The sequence below is a fragment of the Scandinavium hiltneri genome (genome assembly GCF_024764835.1).
Lineage (GTDB): Bacteria > Pseudomonadota > Gammaproteobacteria > Enterobacterales > Enterobacteriaceae > Scandinavium > Scandinavium hiltneri.
Map to the genome: position 1 here is coordinate 1 of NZ_JALIGE010000063.1, position 13,366 is coordinate 13,366.

At 50.7% G+C, this 13,366-nt stretch carries 11 protein-coding genes and 4 tRNA genes; 14 read left to right on the plus strand and 1 reads right to left on the minus strand.

Going from position 1 to position 13,366, the window contains the following annotated elements:
• Positions 1–208 precede the first annotated feature (208 nt).
• Together murB and birA are read left to right on the plus strand one after the other, a co-directional pair.
• Positions 209–1,237, plus strand: coding sequence for a UDP-N-acetylmuramate dehydrogenase (gene murB, locus MUU47_RS00470; RefSeq protein ID WP_258986168.1), 1,029 nt, complete (start codon positions 209–211; stop codon positions 1,235–1,237).
• Positions 1,234–2,196 carry a bifunctional biotin--[acetyl-CoA-carboxylase] ligase/biotin operon repressor BirA gene (gene birA / locus MUU47_RS00475; protein WP_258986169.1) on the plus strand — a complete coding sequence of 321 codons (963 nt, stop codon included), beginning with the start codon at positions 1,234–1,236 and terminating at the stop codon, positions 2,194–2,196. The genes murB and birA overlap by 4 nt, the downstream gene beginning before the upstream one ends.
• A gap of 24 nt (positions 2,197–2,220) precedes the next feature.
• Here birA and coaA read toward each other — a convergent pair whose 3' ends face one another.
• Positions 2,221–3,171 (minus strand): type I pantothenate kinase, encoded by a 951-nt coding sequence (gene coaA / locus MUU47_RS00480; RefSeq protein ID WP_258986186.1) that lies wholly within the window; start codon positions 3,169–3,171, stop codon positions 2,221–2,223.
• 417 nt (positions 3,172–3,588) lie between these two features.
• On the opposite strand from coaA, the gene MUU47_RS00485 reads away from it, so the two are divergent.
• The 12 genes from MUU47_RS00485 to rpoB all read left to right on the plus strand — a co-directional run bounded on the left by MUU47_RS00485 (position 3,589) and on the right by rpoB (position 13,344).
• Positions 3,589–3,664: transfer RNA gene (locus MUU47_RS00485), tRNA-Thr, on the plus strand.
• Positions 3,665–3,672: 8 nt separating this feature from the next.
• Positions 3,673–3,757 (plus strand) — tRNA-Tyr (locus MUU47_RS00490).
• Positions 3,758–3,873: 116 nt separating this feature from the next.
• Positions 3,874–3,948 (plus strand) — tRNA-Gly (locus tag MUU47_RS00495).
• 5 nt (positions 3,949–3,953) lie between these two features.
• A tRNA-Thr gene (locus MUU47_RS00500) sits at positions 3,954–4,029 on the plus strand.
• Positions 4,030–4,141: 112 nt separating this feature from the next.
• On the plus strand, positions 4,142–5,326 hold the full coding sequence (gene tuf, locus MUU47_RS00505) for an elongation factor Tu (RefSeq protein WP_258986170.1): 1,185 nt from the start codon (positions 4,142–4,144) through the stop codon (positions 5,324–5,326).
• Positions 5,327–5,557: 231 nt separating this feature from the next.
• Positions 5,558–5,941, plus strand: a complete 384-nt coding sequence (gene secE, locus MUU47_RS00510) for a preprotein translocase subunit SecE (RefSeq protein WP_049842136.1) — start codon at positions 5,558–5,560, stop codon at positions 5,939–5,941.
• A 1-nt stretch (position 5,942) separates the two neighbouring features.
• Positions 5,943–6,488 (plus strand): transcription termination/antitermination protein NusG, encoded by a 546-nt coding sequence (gene nusG, locus MUU47_RS00515; RefSeq protein ID WP_024548053.1) that lies wholly within the window; start codon positions 5,943–5,945, stop codon positions 6,486–6,488.
• A gap of 145 nt (positions 6,489–6,633) precedes the next feature.
• Positions 6,634–7,062 (plus strand): 50S ribosomal protein L11, encoded by a 429-nt coding sequence (rplK, locus tag MUU47_RS00520; RefSeq protein ID WP_110512487.1) that lies wholly within the window; start codon positions 6,634–6,636, stop codon positions 7,060–7,062.
• Between the two features lie 3 nt (positions 7,063–7,065).
• Positions 7,066–7,770 (plus strand): 50S ribosomal protein L1, encoded by a 705-nt coding sequence (gene rplA, locus MUU47_RS00525; RefSeq protein WP_125355485.1) that lies wholly within the window; start codon positions 7,066–7,068, stop codon positions 7,768–7,770.
• 295 nt (positions 7,771–8,065) lie between these two features.
• Positions 8,066–8,563, plus strand: a complete 498-nt coding sequence (gene rplJ / locus MUU47_RS00530) for a 50S ribosomal protein L10 (RefSeq protein ID WP_110512489.1) — start codon at positions 8,066–8,068, stop codon at positions 8,561–8,563.
• Positions 8,564–8,629: 66 nt separating this feature from the next.
• A complete protein-coding gene (gene rplL, locus MUU47_RS00535) occupies positions 8,630–8,995 on the plus strand; it encodes a 50S ribosomal protein L7/L12 (protein WP_159761997.1) in 366 nt (121 codons plus the stop codon).
• 320 nt (positions 8,996–9,315) lie between these two features.
• The gene (gene rpoB / locus MUU47_RS00540) at positions 9,316–13,344 is read left to right on the plus strand and encodes a DNA-directed RNA polymerase subunit beta (protein ID WP_159761998.1); all 4,029 of its coding nucleotides are present in this window, start codon (positions 9,316–9,318) and stop codon (positions 13,342–13,344) included.
• The last annotated feature ends 22 nt before the right edge of the window (positions 13,345–13,366 follow it).

Below are 13,366 nucleotides of genomic sequence, written 5' to 3' on the forward strand. Positions count from 1 at the left end.
GGGAACGGATTTGCACTGCACGCAGTGCAGCCCGAAGGGGCCGGGCAGGAAGCCCGGCATACAACAGCCAGGCATCAAACAAGTCAGAAACCCCGACCGAAAGGCCGGGGTTTTTTGCGTTTATGCGCAGCCTGTCCACAGCGTTATCCACAAGCCTTCCCTCCCTGAATACGGTACACTAGCCAGGTTTTTGCATCTGGAAGCCACTATGAATCACTCCCTAAAGCCCTGGAACACCTTCGGTATTGATCATCAAGCCGCTCGTATCGTTTGTGCCCAAACTGCACCGCAATTGTTGGATGCCTGGCAGCAAGCAACCTCAGAAAAACTGCCGACGCTGATCCTGGGTGAGGGTAGCAATGTCCTCTTCCTGAAGGATTATTCTGGCGTTGTACTGGTTAACCGAATCAAAGGCATTAAGGTCACTGAGCAGCCAGATGCGTGGCATTTACATGTCGGCGCGGGTGAAAACTGGCACCGTCTGGTGAAGTTTACGCTGGAAAATGGCATGCCTGGACTTGAAAATCTGGCGTTGATCCCCGGATGTGCAGGCTCCTCACCTATCCAGAATATCGGTGCTTACGGCGTTGAATTACAGCGCGTGTGCGAGTTCGTAGATTGTATAGAACTGGTAACCGGGGTGGCGAAACGCCTGACTGCGGATGAATGCCGCTTCGGATATCGGGACAGTATTTTTAAGCATGAGTATCAGGACAGGTATGTCATTGTCGCCGTAGGCTTGAAGCTTCAGAAACAGTGGCAGCCTGTTCTGAGCTATGGCGATTTAACGCGCCTGGACCCGCAGACTGTCACACCACAAGAAGTGTTCGATGCTGTTTGTCATATGCGTATGACCAAACTGCCTGACCCTAAAGTTAACGGCAATGCGGGCAGCTTCTTTAAAAACCCGGTGATTACCCGTGACGTAGCGGACAAATTGCTGGCTTCCTTCCCGAATGCCCCCCATTATCCCCAGGCTGATGGCTGCGTAAAACTTGCGGCCGGCTGGCTTATCGACCAATGTCAGCTGAAAGGTAAAAGTGTAGGCGGGGCGATGGTACATCGACAGCAGGCCCTGGTGCTGATTAACGACAATAATGCGACCAGCGATAATGTTGTGGCCCTTGCACATTACGTACGCCAGCAAGTCGGTGAGAAATTTGATGTCTGGCTGGAGCCTGAAGTCAGGTTTATTGGCGAGCATGGCGAAGTTAACGCAGTAGAGGTCATTGCGTGAAAGATAATACGGTTCCTTTAACGTTGATTTCGATTTTATCAGATGGCGAGTTTCATTCCGGTGAACAACTGGGTGAAAGATTGGGCATGAGTCGAGCCGCCATTAATAAGCATATCCAGACGCTACGTGACTGGGGTGTGGATGTGTTTACCGTCCCAGGAAAAGGTTACAGCCTTCCAGAGCCGATCCAGCTCCTGAATGAAGAGTTCATCCGTAGCAGCATCAATGATGGTGCAGTAACTGTACTGCCAGTTATCGACTCCACTAACCAGTATCTGCTTGATAGACTGGCAAGCCTGCAATCGGGGGACGTCTGTGTGGCTGAGTATCAACAGGCTGGGCGTGGGCGTCGTGGGCGCAAATGGTTCTCACCTTTCGGGGCCAATCTCTACCTGTCCATGTACTGGCGTCTTGAACAAGGCCCTGCGGCGGCAATTGGGTTGAGTCTGGTCATTGGTATCGTTATGGCTGAAGTTTTACAAAGCCTCGGAGCCGATAAAGTCCGCGTCAAATGGCCAAACGACCTTTACCTGTTGGATCGCAAACTTGCGGGTATTCTTGTTGAATTAACCGGAAAAACTGGCGATGCTGCACAGATCGTGATCGGAGCTGGCATCAATCTTGCGATGCGCCGCGTTGAGGCGGATGTGATCAATCAGGGCTGGATCAATCTCCAGGAAGCGGGAATTAAAATTGACCGCAATACGCTAGCTGTTCGATTAATTAAAGAGCTACGCGCTGCGTTAGTGCTATTTGAGCAAGAAGGATTGGCCCCTTATCTTTCCCGTTGGGAGAAGCTGGATAATTTTATTCACCGTCCGGTAAAACTGATCATTGGTGAGAAAGAGATATTTGGAACATCACGGGGAATTGATACGCAGGGAGCGCTCCTGCTTGAGCAGGATGGAGTGATTAAGCCCTGGATGGGCGGAGAAATTTCACTGCGTAGCGCAGAATAAGTAAAGGGAGCCGAAGCTCCCTTTCTATTTTCGCAACCGCACTTCATTGACCGAATGGTTTGCACTTTTGGTCAGAACCAGGCTGGCGCGTTCACGTGTCGGAAGTATATTTTCTTTAAGATTCAATAAGTTGATTTCATTCCACAAAGAGGTCGCAATATTGACGGCTTCGTCTTTGGATAATTTTGCGTAATTGTGGAAATAGGAATCAGGATCGGTAAATGCCCCCTCGCGGAATTTCAGGAAGCGGTTGATGTACCAATTTTTCAATAAATCTTCTGGCGCATCGACATAAATCGAGAAATCGACGAAATCAGAGACAAATACATGATGCGGATCATGAGGATAATCCATGCCGCTCTGTAGGACATTTAAACCTTCCAGGATCAAAATATCCGGATGAGTTACCGTCTTATCTCCGTCAGAGATGACATCGTAAATTAAGTGGGAGTAGACAGGGGCGGTCACATCAGGGGCACCTGACTTAATATCAGAAACAAACTTCACCAGGCGATGCATATCATAAGACTGCGGGAAGCCTTTCTTCTTCATCAGCCCGCGTTCTTTCAATACTTCATTAGGATGAAGGAAGCCATCAGTCGTAATCAATTCAACACGGCGATGTTCTGGCCAGCGGCTGAGTAATGCCTGCAGCACACGCGCAGTGGTGCTCTTACCGACCGCTACGCTACCGGCAATACTGATGACATAAGGAATACGCGGAGTGTTGGTGCCCAGGAACTGTTCCAGAACAGCCTGTCGACGCAAACTTGAGCTGATGTAGAAGTTTAGCAAACGCGACAGAGGCAAATAGATCTCAGCCACTTCTTCCAGTGACAGGTCTTCGTTAATGCCTTTCAGCCGCGTGATTTCCCCTTCAGTGAGGGTCATCGGCACGGAATCACGAAGTGCAGCCCACTGGCTACGGTTGAACTGTAGATACGGCGTCATTAACGTTTGCTCTTTTTTGCTCATAAGCATGTTCTGCTCGCTGTCACCCATTTCGTCTGCCGAAACGTGATGAGGCGGCACTTTTCAGTTAATCAGGACAATGGGCAGGAGGTTAACACCAGATTGAATGGAATAAGAAGAAAAAATCAGATTTAGTGATGCTTTCATTAGAAAGCGTCACATCCTCGTTGCGACTGTCGTCATCACAAACAGTAAAGAGAGCCGCTGAATGGATTTTGGTAACGGGTAATACACTTTATTCCCATACCATGAGTAATAAGAGAAGAAGGAAAAGGGATGGATTGCCCATTTATTGTTCGATAATGATGGCTTTTGCATCATTTTTGCGCCGATACGAGCAAAATATAAGCAAAGAGTCGTTTTATGCAATTTTTTAGTTGCATGCCTGCGCATGTCTCCCTAAAATGCGCGCTACTTGATGCCGACTTAGCTCAGTAGGTAGAGCAACTGACTTGTAATCAGTAGGTCACCAGTTCGATTCCGGTAGTCGGCACCATCAAGTCCGGTGGGGTTCCCGAGCGGCCAAAGGGAGCAGACTGTAAATCTGCCGTCACAGACTTCGAAGGTTCGAATCCTTCCCCCACCACCACTTTCTGGCAGCGTTTTAGCCGCCTGGGTTGGTCGAGTAAAATCACCGACCTGAACAATAAAAGAGAGAAATTTCTTTTTTGTTACAGAAAGAACTGGGTAGCCGAGTTTCAGGATGCGGGCATCGTATAATGGCTATTACCTCAGCCTTCCAAGCTGATGATGCGGGTTCGATTCCCGCTGCCCGCTCCAGACGTGCTGATATGGCTCAGTTGGTAGAGCGCACCCTTGGTAAGGGTGAGGTCCCCAGTTCGACTCTGGGTATCAGCACCACTTCATCTCCTCCTCCCTGTTTCTCTCTGTTACTTGCATTCAACAAGTCAGGCATGTTGCCTGGTTGATGTGGTGATATCACCGATTTATCCGTGTCTTAGAGGGACAATCGATGTCTAAAGAAAAGTTTGAACGTACAAAACCGCACGTTAACGTCGGTACTATCGGCCACGTTGACCATGGTAAAACAACGCTGACTGCTGCAATCACCTCCGTACTGGCTAAGACCTACGGCGGTTCTGCTCGCGCATTCGACCAGATCGATAACGCACCAGAAGAAAAAGCTCGTGGTATCACCATCAACACTTCCCACGTTGAATATGACACCCCGACTCGCCACTACGCACATGTAGACTGCCCAGGCCACGCCGACTATGTTAAAAACATGATCACCGGTGCTGCGCAGATGGATGGCGCTATCTTGGTTGTTGCTGCGACTGATGGCCCTATGCCACAGACTCGTGAGCACATCCTGCTGGGTCGTCAGGTAGGCGTTCCTTTCATCATCGTGTTCCTGAACAAATGCGACATGGTTGATGATGAAGAGCTGCTGGAACTGGTTGAGATGGAAGTTCGTGAACTCCTGTCCCAGTACGATTTCCCGGGCGACGATACCCCTATCGTTCGTGGTTCCGCGCTGAAAGCGCTGGAAGGCGAAGCTGAGTGGGAAGCTAAAATCATCGAACTGGCTGGCTTCCTGGATTCTTACATCCCAGAACCAGAACGTGCGATCGACAAGCCATTCCTGCTGCCAATCGAAGACGTATTCTCCATCTCCGGCCGTGGTACTGTTGTTACCGGTCGTGTAGAGCGCGGTATCGTTAAAGTGGGTGAAGAAGTAGAAATCGTTGGTATCAAAGACACCGCGAAAACTACCTGTACTGGCGTTGAAATGTTCCGCAAACTGCTGGACGAAGGCCGTGCGGGTGAGAACGTTGGTGTTCTGCTGCGTGGTATCAAACGTGAAGAAATCGAACGTGGTCAGGTTCTGGCCAAGCCGGGTTCAATCAACCCGCACACCAAGTTCGAATCTGAAGTGTACATCCTGTCCAAAGATGAAGGCGGCCGTCATACTCCGTTCTTCAAAGGCTACCGTCCACAGTTCTACTTCCGTACAACTGACGTGACTGGTACCATCGAACTGCCAGAAGGCGTTGAGATGGTAATGCCGGGCGACAACATCAAAATGGTTGTTACCCTGATCCACCCAATCGCGATGGATGACGGTCTGCGTTTCGCAATCCGTGAAGGCGGCCGTACTGTAGGTGCGGGCGTTGTTGCTAAAGTTATCAGCTAATCGCGGATAACATTTGACGCAATGCGCAATAAAAGGGCATCATTTGATGCCCTTTTTGCACGCTTTCGAACCAGAACCTGGCTCATCAGTGATTTTTTTTGTCATAATCATTGCTGAGACAGGCTCTGAAGAGGGCGTTAAGTCCGAAACGCAGCAGAGCATTTCGGTTTTGGTTGCCTCGCACTCTCGCGGGGCAAAGATGTTTGTCGAATACTTGTGACAGGTTGGTTTATGAGTGCGAATACCGAAGCTCAAGGGAGCGGGCGCGGCCTGGAAGCGATGAAGTGGGTGATCGTTGCCGTACTGCTGATTGTAGCTATTGTGGGCAACTACCTTTATCGCGACATGATGTTGCCGCTGCGTGCGCTGGCCGTAGTGATTCTGATTGCTGCAGCGGGCGGTGTCGCGCTGTTGACGACCAAAGGCAAGGCGACCGTAGCGTTTGCTCGTGAAGCGAGAACCGAAGTCCGTAAGGTCATTTGGCCGACGCGTCAGGAAACGCTGCACACTACGCTGATTGTGGCCGCAGTTACTGCTGTCATGTCGCTGATCCTGTGGGGACTGGATGGTATTCTGGTTCGCCTGGTCTCTTTTATCACTGGCCTGAGGTTCTGAGATGTCTGAAGCTCCTAAAAAGCGCTGGTACGTCGTTCAGGCGTTTTCCGGTTTTGAAGGCCGCGTAGCCACTTCGCTGCGTGAGCATATCAAATTACACAATATGGAAGAGTTGTTTGGTGAAGTCATGGTTCCGACCGAAGAAGTGGTCGAAATTCGTGGCGGCCAGCGTCGCAAGAGCGAGCGCAAATTCTTCCCTGGTTATGTGCTGGTACAGATGGTGATGAATGACGCCAGCTGGCACTTGGTACGTAGCGTGCCACGCGTAATGGGCTTCATCGGTGGTACTTCCGATCGTCCGGCGCCGATTAGCGATAAAGAAGTGGATGCGATTATGAACCGCCTGCAGCAGGTTGGTGATAAACCGCGTCCTAAAACGCTGTTCGAACCGGGTGAAATGGTTCGCGTTAGCGACGGTCCGTTTGCAGACTTCAACGGTGTGGTTGAAGAAGTGGACTACGAGAAGTCCCGCCTGAAAGTTTCAGTCTCTATCTTCGGGCGTGCAACGCCGGTAGAACTGGACTTCGGCCAGGTTGAAAAAGCATAAATAAGCAGCGATTCTTTGTTGCACAAGGCGCGAGATTGGCATACAATTTCGCGCCTTTTGTATTTATGGGCCTTGTGCGCATAGATCACGTATTAATCACGGGGAGCCTCCTGGAGGCGCTATTACCCAATAGAGGAAATTGAGAATGGCTAAGAAAGTACAAGCCTACGTCAAGCTGCAGGTTGCAGCTGGTATGGCGAACCCAAGTCCACCGGTTGGTCCAGCACTGGGCCAGCAGGGCGTGAACATCATGGAATTCTGTAAAGCGTTCAACGCAAAAACTGAATCCCTGGAAAAAGGTCTGCCGACTCCTGTCGTCATCACCGTTTACGCTGACCGTTCATTCACTTTCATCACTAAGACTCCGCCAGCTGCGGTTCTGCTGAAGAAAGCTGCAGGTATTAAGTCTGGTTCCGGCAAGCCGAACAAAGAGAAAGTTGGTAAAATTTCTCGCGCTCAGCTGCAGGAAATCGCGCAGACTAAAGCTGCCGACATGACTGGTGCTGACATTGAAGCGATGACTCGCTCAATCGAAGGTACTGCGCGTTCCATGGGCCTGGTAGTGGAGGATTAAGAAATGGCTAAACTGACCAAGCGTATGCGCGTGATCCGTGAGAAAGTTGATGTAACTAAACAGTATGACATCAACGAAGCCATCGCTCTTCTGAAAGAGCTGGCCACCGCTAAATTTACTGAAAGCGTAGACGTTGCTGTTAACCTCGGCATCGACGCTCGTAAATCTGACCAGAACGTACGTGGTGCAACTGTACTGCCACACGGTACTGGCCGTTCTGTTCGCGTAGCCGTATTTGCCCAAGGCGCAAACGCTGAAGCAGCTAAAGCTGCTGGCGCAGAGCTGGTAGGTATGGAAGATCTGGCTGACCAGATCAAGAAAGGCGAAATGAACTTTGACGTTGTTATTGCTTCCCCGGATGCAATGCGCGTTGTTGGCCAACTGGGCCAGGTTCTGGGTCCACGTGGCCTGATGCCTAACCCGAAAGTTGGTACTGTAACGCCTAACGTTGCTGAAGCGGTTAATAACGCTAAAGCAGGTCAGGTTCGTTATCGTAACGACAAAAACGGCATCATCCACACCACCATCGGTAAAGTGGATTTTGACGCTGACAAACTGAAAGAAAACCTGGAATCCCTGCTGGTTGCGCTGAAAAAAGCGAAACCAACTCAGGCTAAAGGCGTGTACATCAAGAAAGTCAGCCTCTCCACCACCATGGGTGCTGGCGTTGCCGTTGACCAGGCTGGTCTTACCGCAGTAGCGAACTAAGATTAGCCTTTACGTGGGCGGTGGATTTGTCTACAATCTTCCCCCCACGATTCTGTTAACGTTGGTTAGCAGATACAGATTTGTTCGTTGGAGCCTGGCCTAATCCAGGCCTCCGTCGAAGACCGCAGGCGTTTCGTCAGAAACTTAATACCCTGCGTAGACGGTGACAGAACGCTAAGATTATTTTTGATACTCTTTGGCTTGTTTCTGCTCACCGTATTAAGACGCTCTTTCGTTGGAAAGAGTGAAGTGAGTTCCAGAGATAATCTCTGGCAAACATCCAGGAGCAAAGCTAATGGCTTTAAATCTTCAAGACAAACAAGCGATTGTTGCTGAAGTCAGCGAAGTAGCCAAAGGTGCGCTGTCTGCAGTAGTTGCGGATTCCCGTGGCGTTACTGTAGACAAAATGACCGAACTGCGTAAAGCAGGCCGTGAAGCTGGCGTATACATGCGTGTTGTTCGTAACACCCTGCTGCGCCGCGTCGTTGAAGGTTCTCAGTTTGAGTGCCTGAAAGACACGTTTGTTGGTCCGACCCTGATTGCATATTCTATGGAACACCCGGGCGCAGCTGCTCGTCTGTTCAAAGATTTCGCGAAAGCGAATGCAAAATTTGAGGTCAAAGCCGCAGCCTTTGAAGGTGAGTTGATCCCGGCATCGCAAATCGATCGCCTGGCTACACTGCCAACCTACGACGAAGCAATTGCACGCCTGATGGCAACCATGAAAGAAGCTTCGGCTGGCAAACTGGTTCGCACTCTGGCTGCTGTACGCGATGCGAAAGAAGCTGCTTAATCGCAGTTATCTTTATAACGCATTGGCTTACGTATAAACTAATTCTGATTTTCAGGAACAATTTAAATGTCTATCACTAAAGATCAAATCATTGAAGCAGTATCCGCTATGTCTGTAATGGACGTTGTAGAACTGATCTCTGCAATGGAAGAAAAATTCGGTGTTTCCGCTGCTGCCGCTGTAGCTGTTGCTGCAGGCCCAGCTGAAGCTGCTGAAGAAAAAACTGAATTCGACGTAATTCTGAAAGCTATCGGCGCTAACAAAGTTGCAGTTATCAAAGCTGTGCGTGGCGCAACTGGCCTGGGTCTGAAAGAAGCTAAAGACCTCGTTGAATCTGCTCCAGCCGCTCTGAAAGAAGGCGTGAGCAAAGATGACGCAGAATCACTGAAAAAAGCTCTGGAAGAAGCTGGCGCAGAAGTTGAAGTTAAATAAGCCAACCTTTCCGGTTGCAGCCTGAGTAATTAGGCTGATGGCTGGTGACTTTTTAGTCACCAGCCTTTTTGCGCTGTAAGGCGCCAGTAGCATTTCACACTGTTTGACTGCTGGCTGTCCTGACAATGCATGTTTCTATCGACGACTTAATATATTGCGACAGGGTGCTCGCCTTGTGTAAACCGCAATGAAATGGTTTAAGCGTGATAGCAACAGGTATTGCGGAAAGTATTCCATTTTCCGGTCCACAAAATAGTGTTGCATAAACTGCCCCTCTAATGGGCAGAGTCGGTCGACTTGTCAGCGAGCTGAGGAACCCTATGGTTTACTCCTATACCGAGAAAAAACGTATTCGTAAGGATTTTGGTAAACGTCCACAAGTTCTGGACATACCTTATCTCCTTTCTATCCAGCTTGACTCGTTCCAGAAGTTCATCGAGCAAGATCCTGAAGGTCAGTATGGTCTCGAAGCGGCTTTCCGTTCCGTGTTCCCGATCGCGAGCTACAGCGGCAATTCAGAGCTGCAGTATGTGAGCTATCGTCTGGGCGAGCCTGTATTTGACGTTAAAGAATGTCAGATTCGCGGCGTGACCTATTCCGCTCCCCTGCGCGTTAAACTGCGTCTGGTGATTTATGAGCGTGAAGCGCCGGAAGGCACAGTAAAAGACATTAAAGAACAAGAAGTGTACATGGGCGAAATTCCGCTCATGACCGATAACGGTACCTTCGTCATCAACGGTACTGAGCGTGTTATCGTTTCTCAGTTGCACCGTAGCCCGGGCGTCTTCTTTGACAGCGATAAGGGTAAAACCCACTCTTCGGGTAAAGTGCTTTATAACGCACGTATCATCCCTTACCGTGGTTCCTGGCTGGACTTCGAGTTCGATCCGAAAGACAACCTGTTTGTCCGTATCGACCGTCGTCGTAAGCTGCCTGCGACCATCATCCTGCGCGCGCTGAGTTACACCACAGAGCAGATCCTTGATCTGTTCTTCGAAAAAGTTATTTTCGAAATCCGTGATAACAAGCTGCAGATGGAACTCATTCCTGAGCGTCTGCGTGGTGAAACTGCCACCTTCGACATCGAAGCAAACGGTAAGGTGTACATCGAGAAAGCTCGTCGTATCACCGCCCGCCACATTCGCCAGCTGGAAAAAGATGACATTAAACTCATCGAAGTTCCGGTTGAGTATATCGCTGGCAAAGTGGCTGCAAAAGACTACGTCGATGCATCCACTGGCGAGCTGATCTGCCCGGCGAACATGGAGCTGAGCCTGGATCTGCTGGCTAAGCTGAGCCAGTCTGGTCACAAGCGTATCGAGACGCTGTTCACCAACGACCTGGATCACGGCGCATACATGTCCGAGACCATTCGTGTTGACCCAACCAACGACCGCTTAAGCGCGCTGGTTGAGATCTACCGTATGATGCGTCCTGGTGAGCCACCAACTCGCGAAGCGGCTGAAAACCTGTTTGAGAACCTGTTCTTCTCCGAAGACCGCTATGACTTGTCTGCGGTTGGTCGTATGAAGTTCAACCGTTCTCTGCTGCGTGATGAAATCGAAGGTTCAGGCATCCTGAGCAAAGACGACATCATCCAGGTTATGCGTAAACTGATCGGTATTCGTAACGGCCAGGGCGAAGTGGATGATATCGACCACCTCGGCAACCGTCGTATCCGTTCCGTTGGCGAAATGGCGGAAAACCAGTTCCGTGTTGGCTTGGTGCGTGTAGAGCGTGCGGTGAAAGAACGTCTGTCTCTGGGCGATCTCGATACCTTGATGCCTCAGGACATGATCAATGCCAAGCCGATTTCGGCGGCGGTGAAAGAGTTCTTTGGTTCCAGCCAGCTGTCTCAGTTTATGGACCAGAACAACCCGTTGTCTGAAATCACGCACAAGCGTCGTATTTCTGCCCTCGGCCCAGGCGGTCTGACCCGTGAACGTGCGGGCTTCGAAGTTCGAGACGTACACCCGACTCACTATGGTCGCGTATGTCCAATCGAAACGCCTGAAGGTCCAAACATCGGTCTGATCAACTCACTGTCCGTGTACGCACAGACGAACGAATACGGTTTCCTCGAGACTCCGTACCGTAAAGTGACTGACGGTGCTGTGACCGACGAAATTCACTACCTGTCTGCTATCGAAGAAGGTAACTACGTCATTGCTCAGGCGAACTCCAACCTGGATGACGAAAACCACTTTGAAGAAGACTTGGTTACTTGTCGTAGCAAAGGCGAATCAAGTCTGTTCAGCCGTGACCAGGTTGACTACATGGACGTTTCCACTCAACAGGTGGTTTCCGTCGGTGCGTCCCTGATCCCGTTCCTGGAACACGATGATGCTAACCGTGCATTGATGGGTGCGAACATGCAACGTCAAGCGGTTCCAACTCTGCGTGCTGATAAGCCGCTGGTTGGTACCGGTATGGAACGTGCTGTAGCGGTTGACTCCGGCGTAACCGCCGTTGCCAAACGTGGCGGTACCGTTCAGTACGTGGATGCGTCCCGTATCGTTATCAAAGTTAACGAAGACGAGATGTACCCGGGCGAAGCAGGTATCGACATCTATAACCTGACCAAATACACCCGTTCTAACCAGAACACCTGCATCAACCAGATGCCGTGTGTAAACCTGGGCGAACCAATTGAGCGCGGCGACGTGCTGGCAGATGGCCCGTCCACCGACCTCGGTGAGCTGGCGCTCGGTCAGAACATGCGCGTAGCGTTCATGCCGTGGAACGGCTACAACTTCGAAGACTCCATCTTGGTCTCCGAGCGTGTGGTTCAGGAAGATCGTTTCACCACGATTCACATTCAGGAACTGGCATGTGTGTCCCGCGACACCAAGCTGGGGCCAGAAGAGATCACCGCTGACATCCCTAACGTGGGTGAAGCTGCGCTCTCTAAACTTGATGAATCCGGTATCGTCTACATCGGTGCGGAAGTGACCGGCGGCGATATTCTGGTTGGTAAGGTAACGCCTAAAGGTGAAACCCAGCTGACGCCAGAAGAGAAACTGCTGCGTGCAATCTTCGGTGAGAAAGCGTCTGACGTTAAAGACTCTTCTCTGCGCGTACCAAACGGTGTTTCCGGTACGATTATCGACGTTCAGGTCTTTACCCGCGATGGCGTGGAAAAAGACAAACGTGCGCTGGAAATCGAAGAGATGCAGCTGAAGCAGGCGAAGAAAGACCTGTCTGAAGAATTGCAGATCCTCGAAGCTGGCCTGTTTAGCCGTATCTATGCTGTGCTGGTTGCCGGTGGTGTTGAAGCTGAGAAGCTCGACAAACTGCCACGCGATCGCTGGCTGGAACTCGGTCTGACCGACGAAGCGAAACAAAATCAGCTGGAACAGCTGGCTGAACAGTACGACGAACTGAAGCACGAGTTCGAGAAGAAACTCGAAGCGAAACGCCGCAAAATCACTCAGGGCGACGATCTGGCACCAGGCGTGCTGAAGATTGTTAAGGTGTATCTGGCCGTTAAACGTCAGATCCAGCCTGGTGATAAAATGGCGGGTCGTCACGGTAACAAGGGTGTTATCTCTAAGATCAACCCGATCGAAGATATGCCGCACGATGCTAACGGTACGCCGGTAGACATCGTACTGAACCCGCTGGGTGTACCGTCTCGTATGAACATCGGTCAGATCCTGGAAACGCACCTGGGTATGGCTGCCAAAGGCATCGGCGAGAAAATCAACGCCATGTTGAAGCAGCAAGAAGAAGTCGCGAAACTGCGCGAATTCATCCAGCGTGCCTACGATCTGGGTACCGACATTCGTCAGAAAGTCGACCTGAGCACCTTCACCGATGACGAAGTTCTGCGTCTGGCTGATAACCTGAAAAAAGGTATGCCAATCGCGACTCCGGTCTTCGATGGTGCGAAAGAGTCAGAAATCAAAGAGCTCCTGGAGCTCGGCGGTCTGCCTTCTTCCGGTCAGATTACACTGTTCGATGGTCGTACCGGTGAGCAGTTTGAGCGTCAGGTAACCGTAGGTTACATGTACATGCTGAAACTGAACCACTTGGTCGATGACAAGATGCACGCTCGTTCCACCGGTTCTTATAGCCTCGTTACTCAGCAGCCGCTGGGTGGTAAGGCACAGTTCGGTGGTCAGCGCTTCGGTGAGATGGAAGTGTGGGCGCTGGAAGCATATGGCGCAGCATACACCCTGCAGGAAATGCTCACCGTTAAGTCTGATGACGTGAATGGTCGTACTAAGATGTATAAAAACATCGTGGACGGCAACCATCAGATGGAACCGGGCATGCCGGAATCCTTCAACGTATTGTTGAAAGAAATCCGTTCGCTGGGTATCAACATCGAACTGGAAGACGAGTAACTCTCGCTCAAACAGGTCACTG

Excerpts from the sequence above, each read along its gene's own strand:
- murB (WP_258986168.1), top strand. The coding sequence starts at position 209 with ATGAATCACTCCCTAAAGCCCTGGAACACCTTCGGTATTGATCATCAA.
- coaA (WP_258986186.1), bottom strand. The coding sequence starts at position 3,171 with ATGAGCAAAAAAGAGCAAACGTTAATGACGCCGTATCTACAGTTCAAC.
- tuf (WP_258986170.1), top strand. The coding sequence starts at position 4,142 with ATGTCTAAAGAAAAGTTTGAACGTACAAAACCGCACGTTAACGTCGGT.
- secE (WP_049842136.1), top strand. The coding sequence starts at position 5,558 with ATGAGTGCGAATACCGAAGCTCAAGGGAGCGGGCGCGGCCTGGAAGCG.
- nusG (WP_024548053.1), top strand. The coding sequence starts at position 5,943 with ATGTCTGAAGCTCCTAAAAAGCGCTGGTACGTCGTTCAGGCGTTTTCC.
- rplK (WP_110512487.1), top strand. The coding sequence starts at position 6,634 with ATGGCTAAGAAAGTACAAGCCTACGTCAAGCTGCAGGTTGCAGCTGGT.
- rplA (WP_125355485.1), top strand. The coding sequence starts at position 7,066 with ATGGCTAAACTGACCAAGCGTATGCGCGTGATCCGTGAGAAAGTTGAT.
- rplJ (WP_110512489.1), top strand. The coding sequence starts at position 8,066 with ATGGCTTTAAATCTTCAAGACAAACAAGCGATTGTTGCTGAAGTCAGC.
- rplL (WP_159761997.1), top strand. The coding sequence starts at position 8,630 with ATGTCTATCACTAAAGATCAAATCATTGAAGCAGTATCCGCTATGTCT.
- rpoB (WP_159761998.1), top strand. The coding sequence starts at position 9,316 with ATGGTTTACTCCTATACCGAGAAAAAACGTATTCGTAAGGATTTTGGT.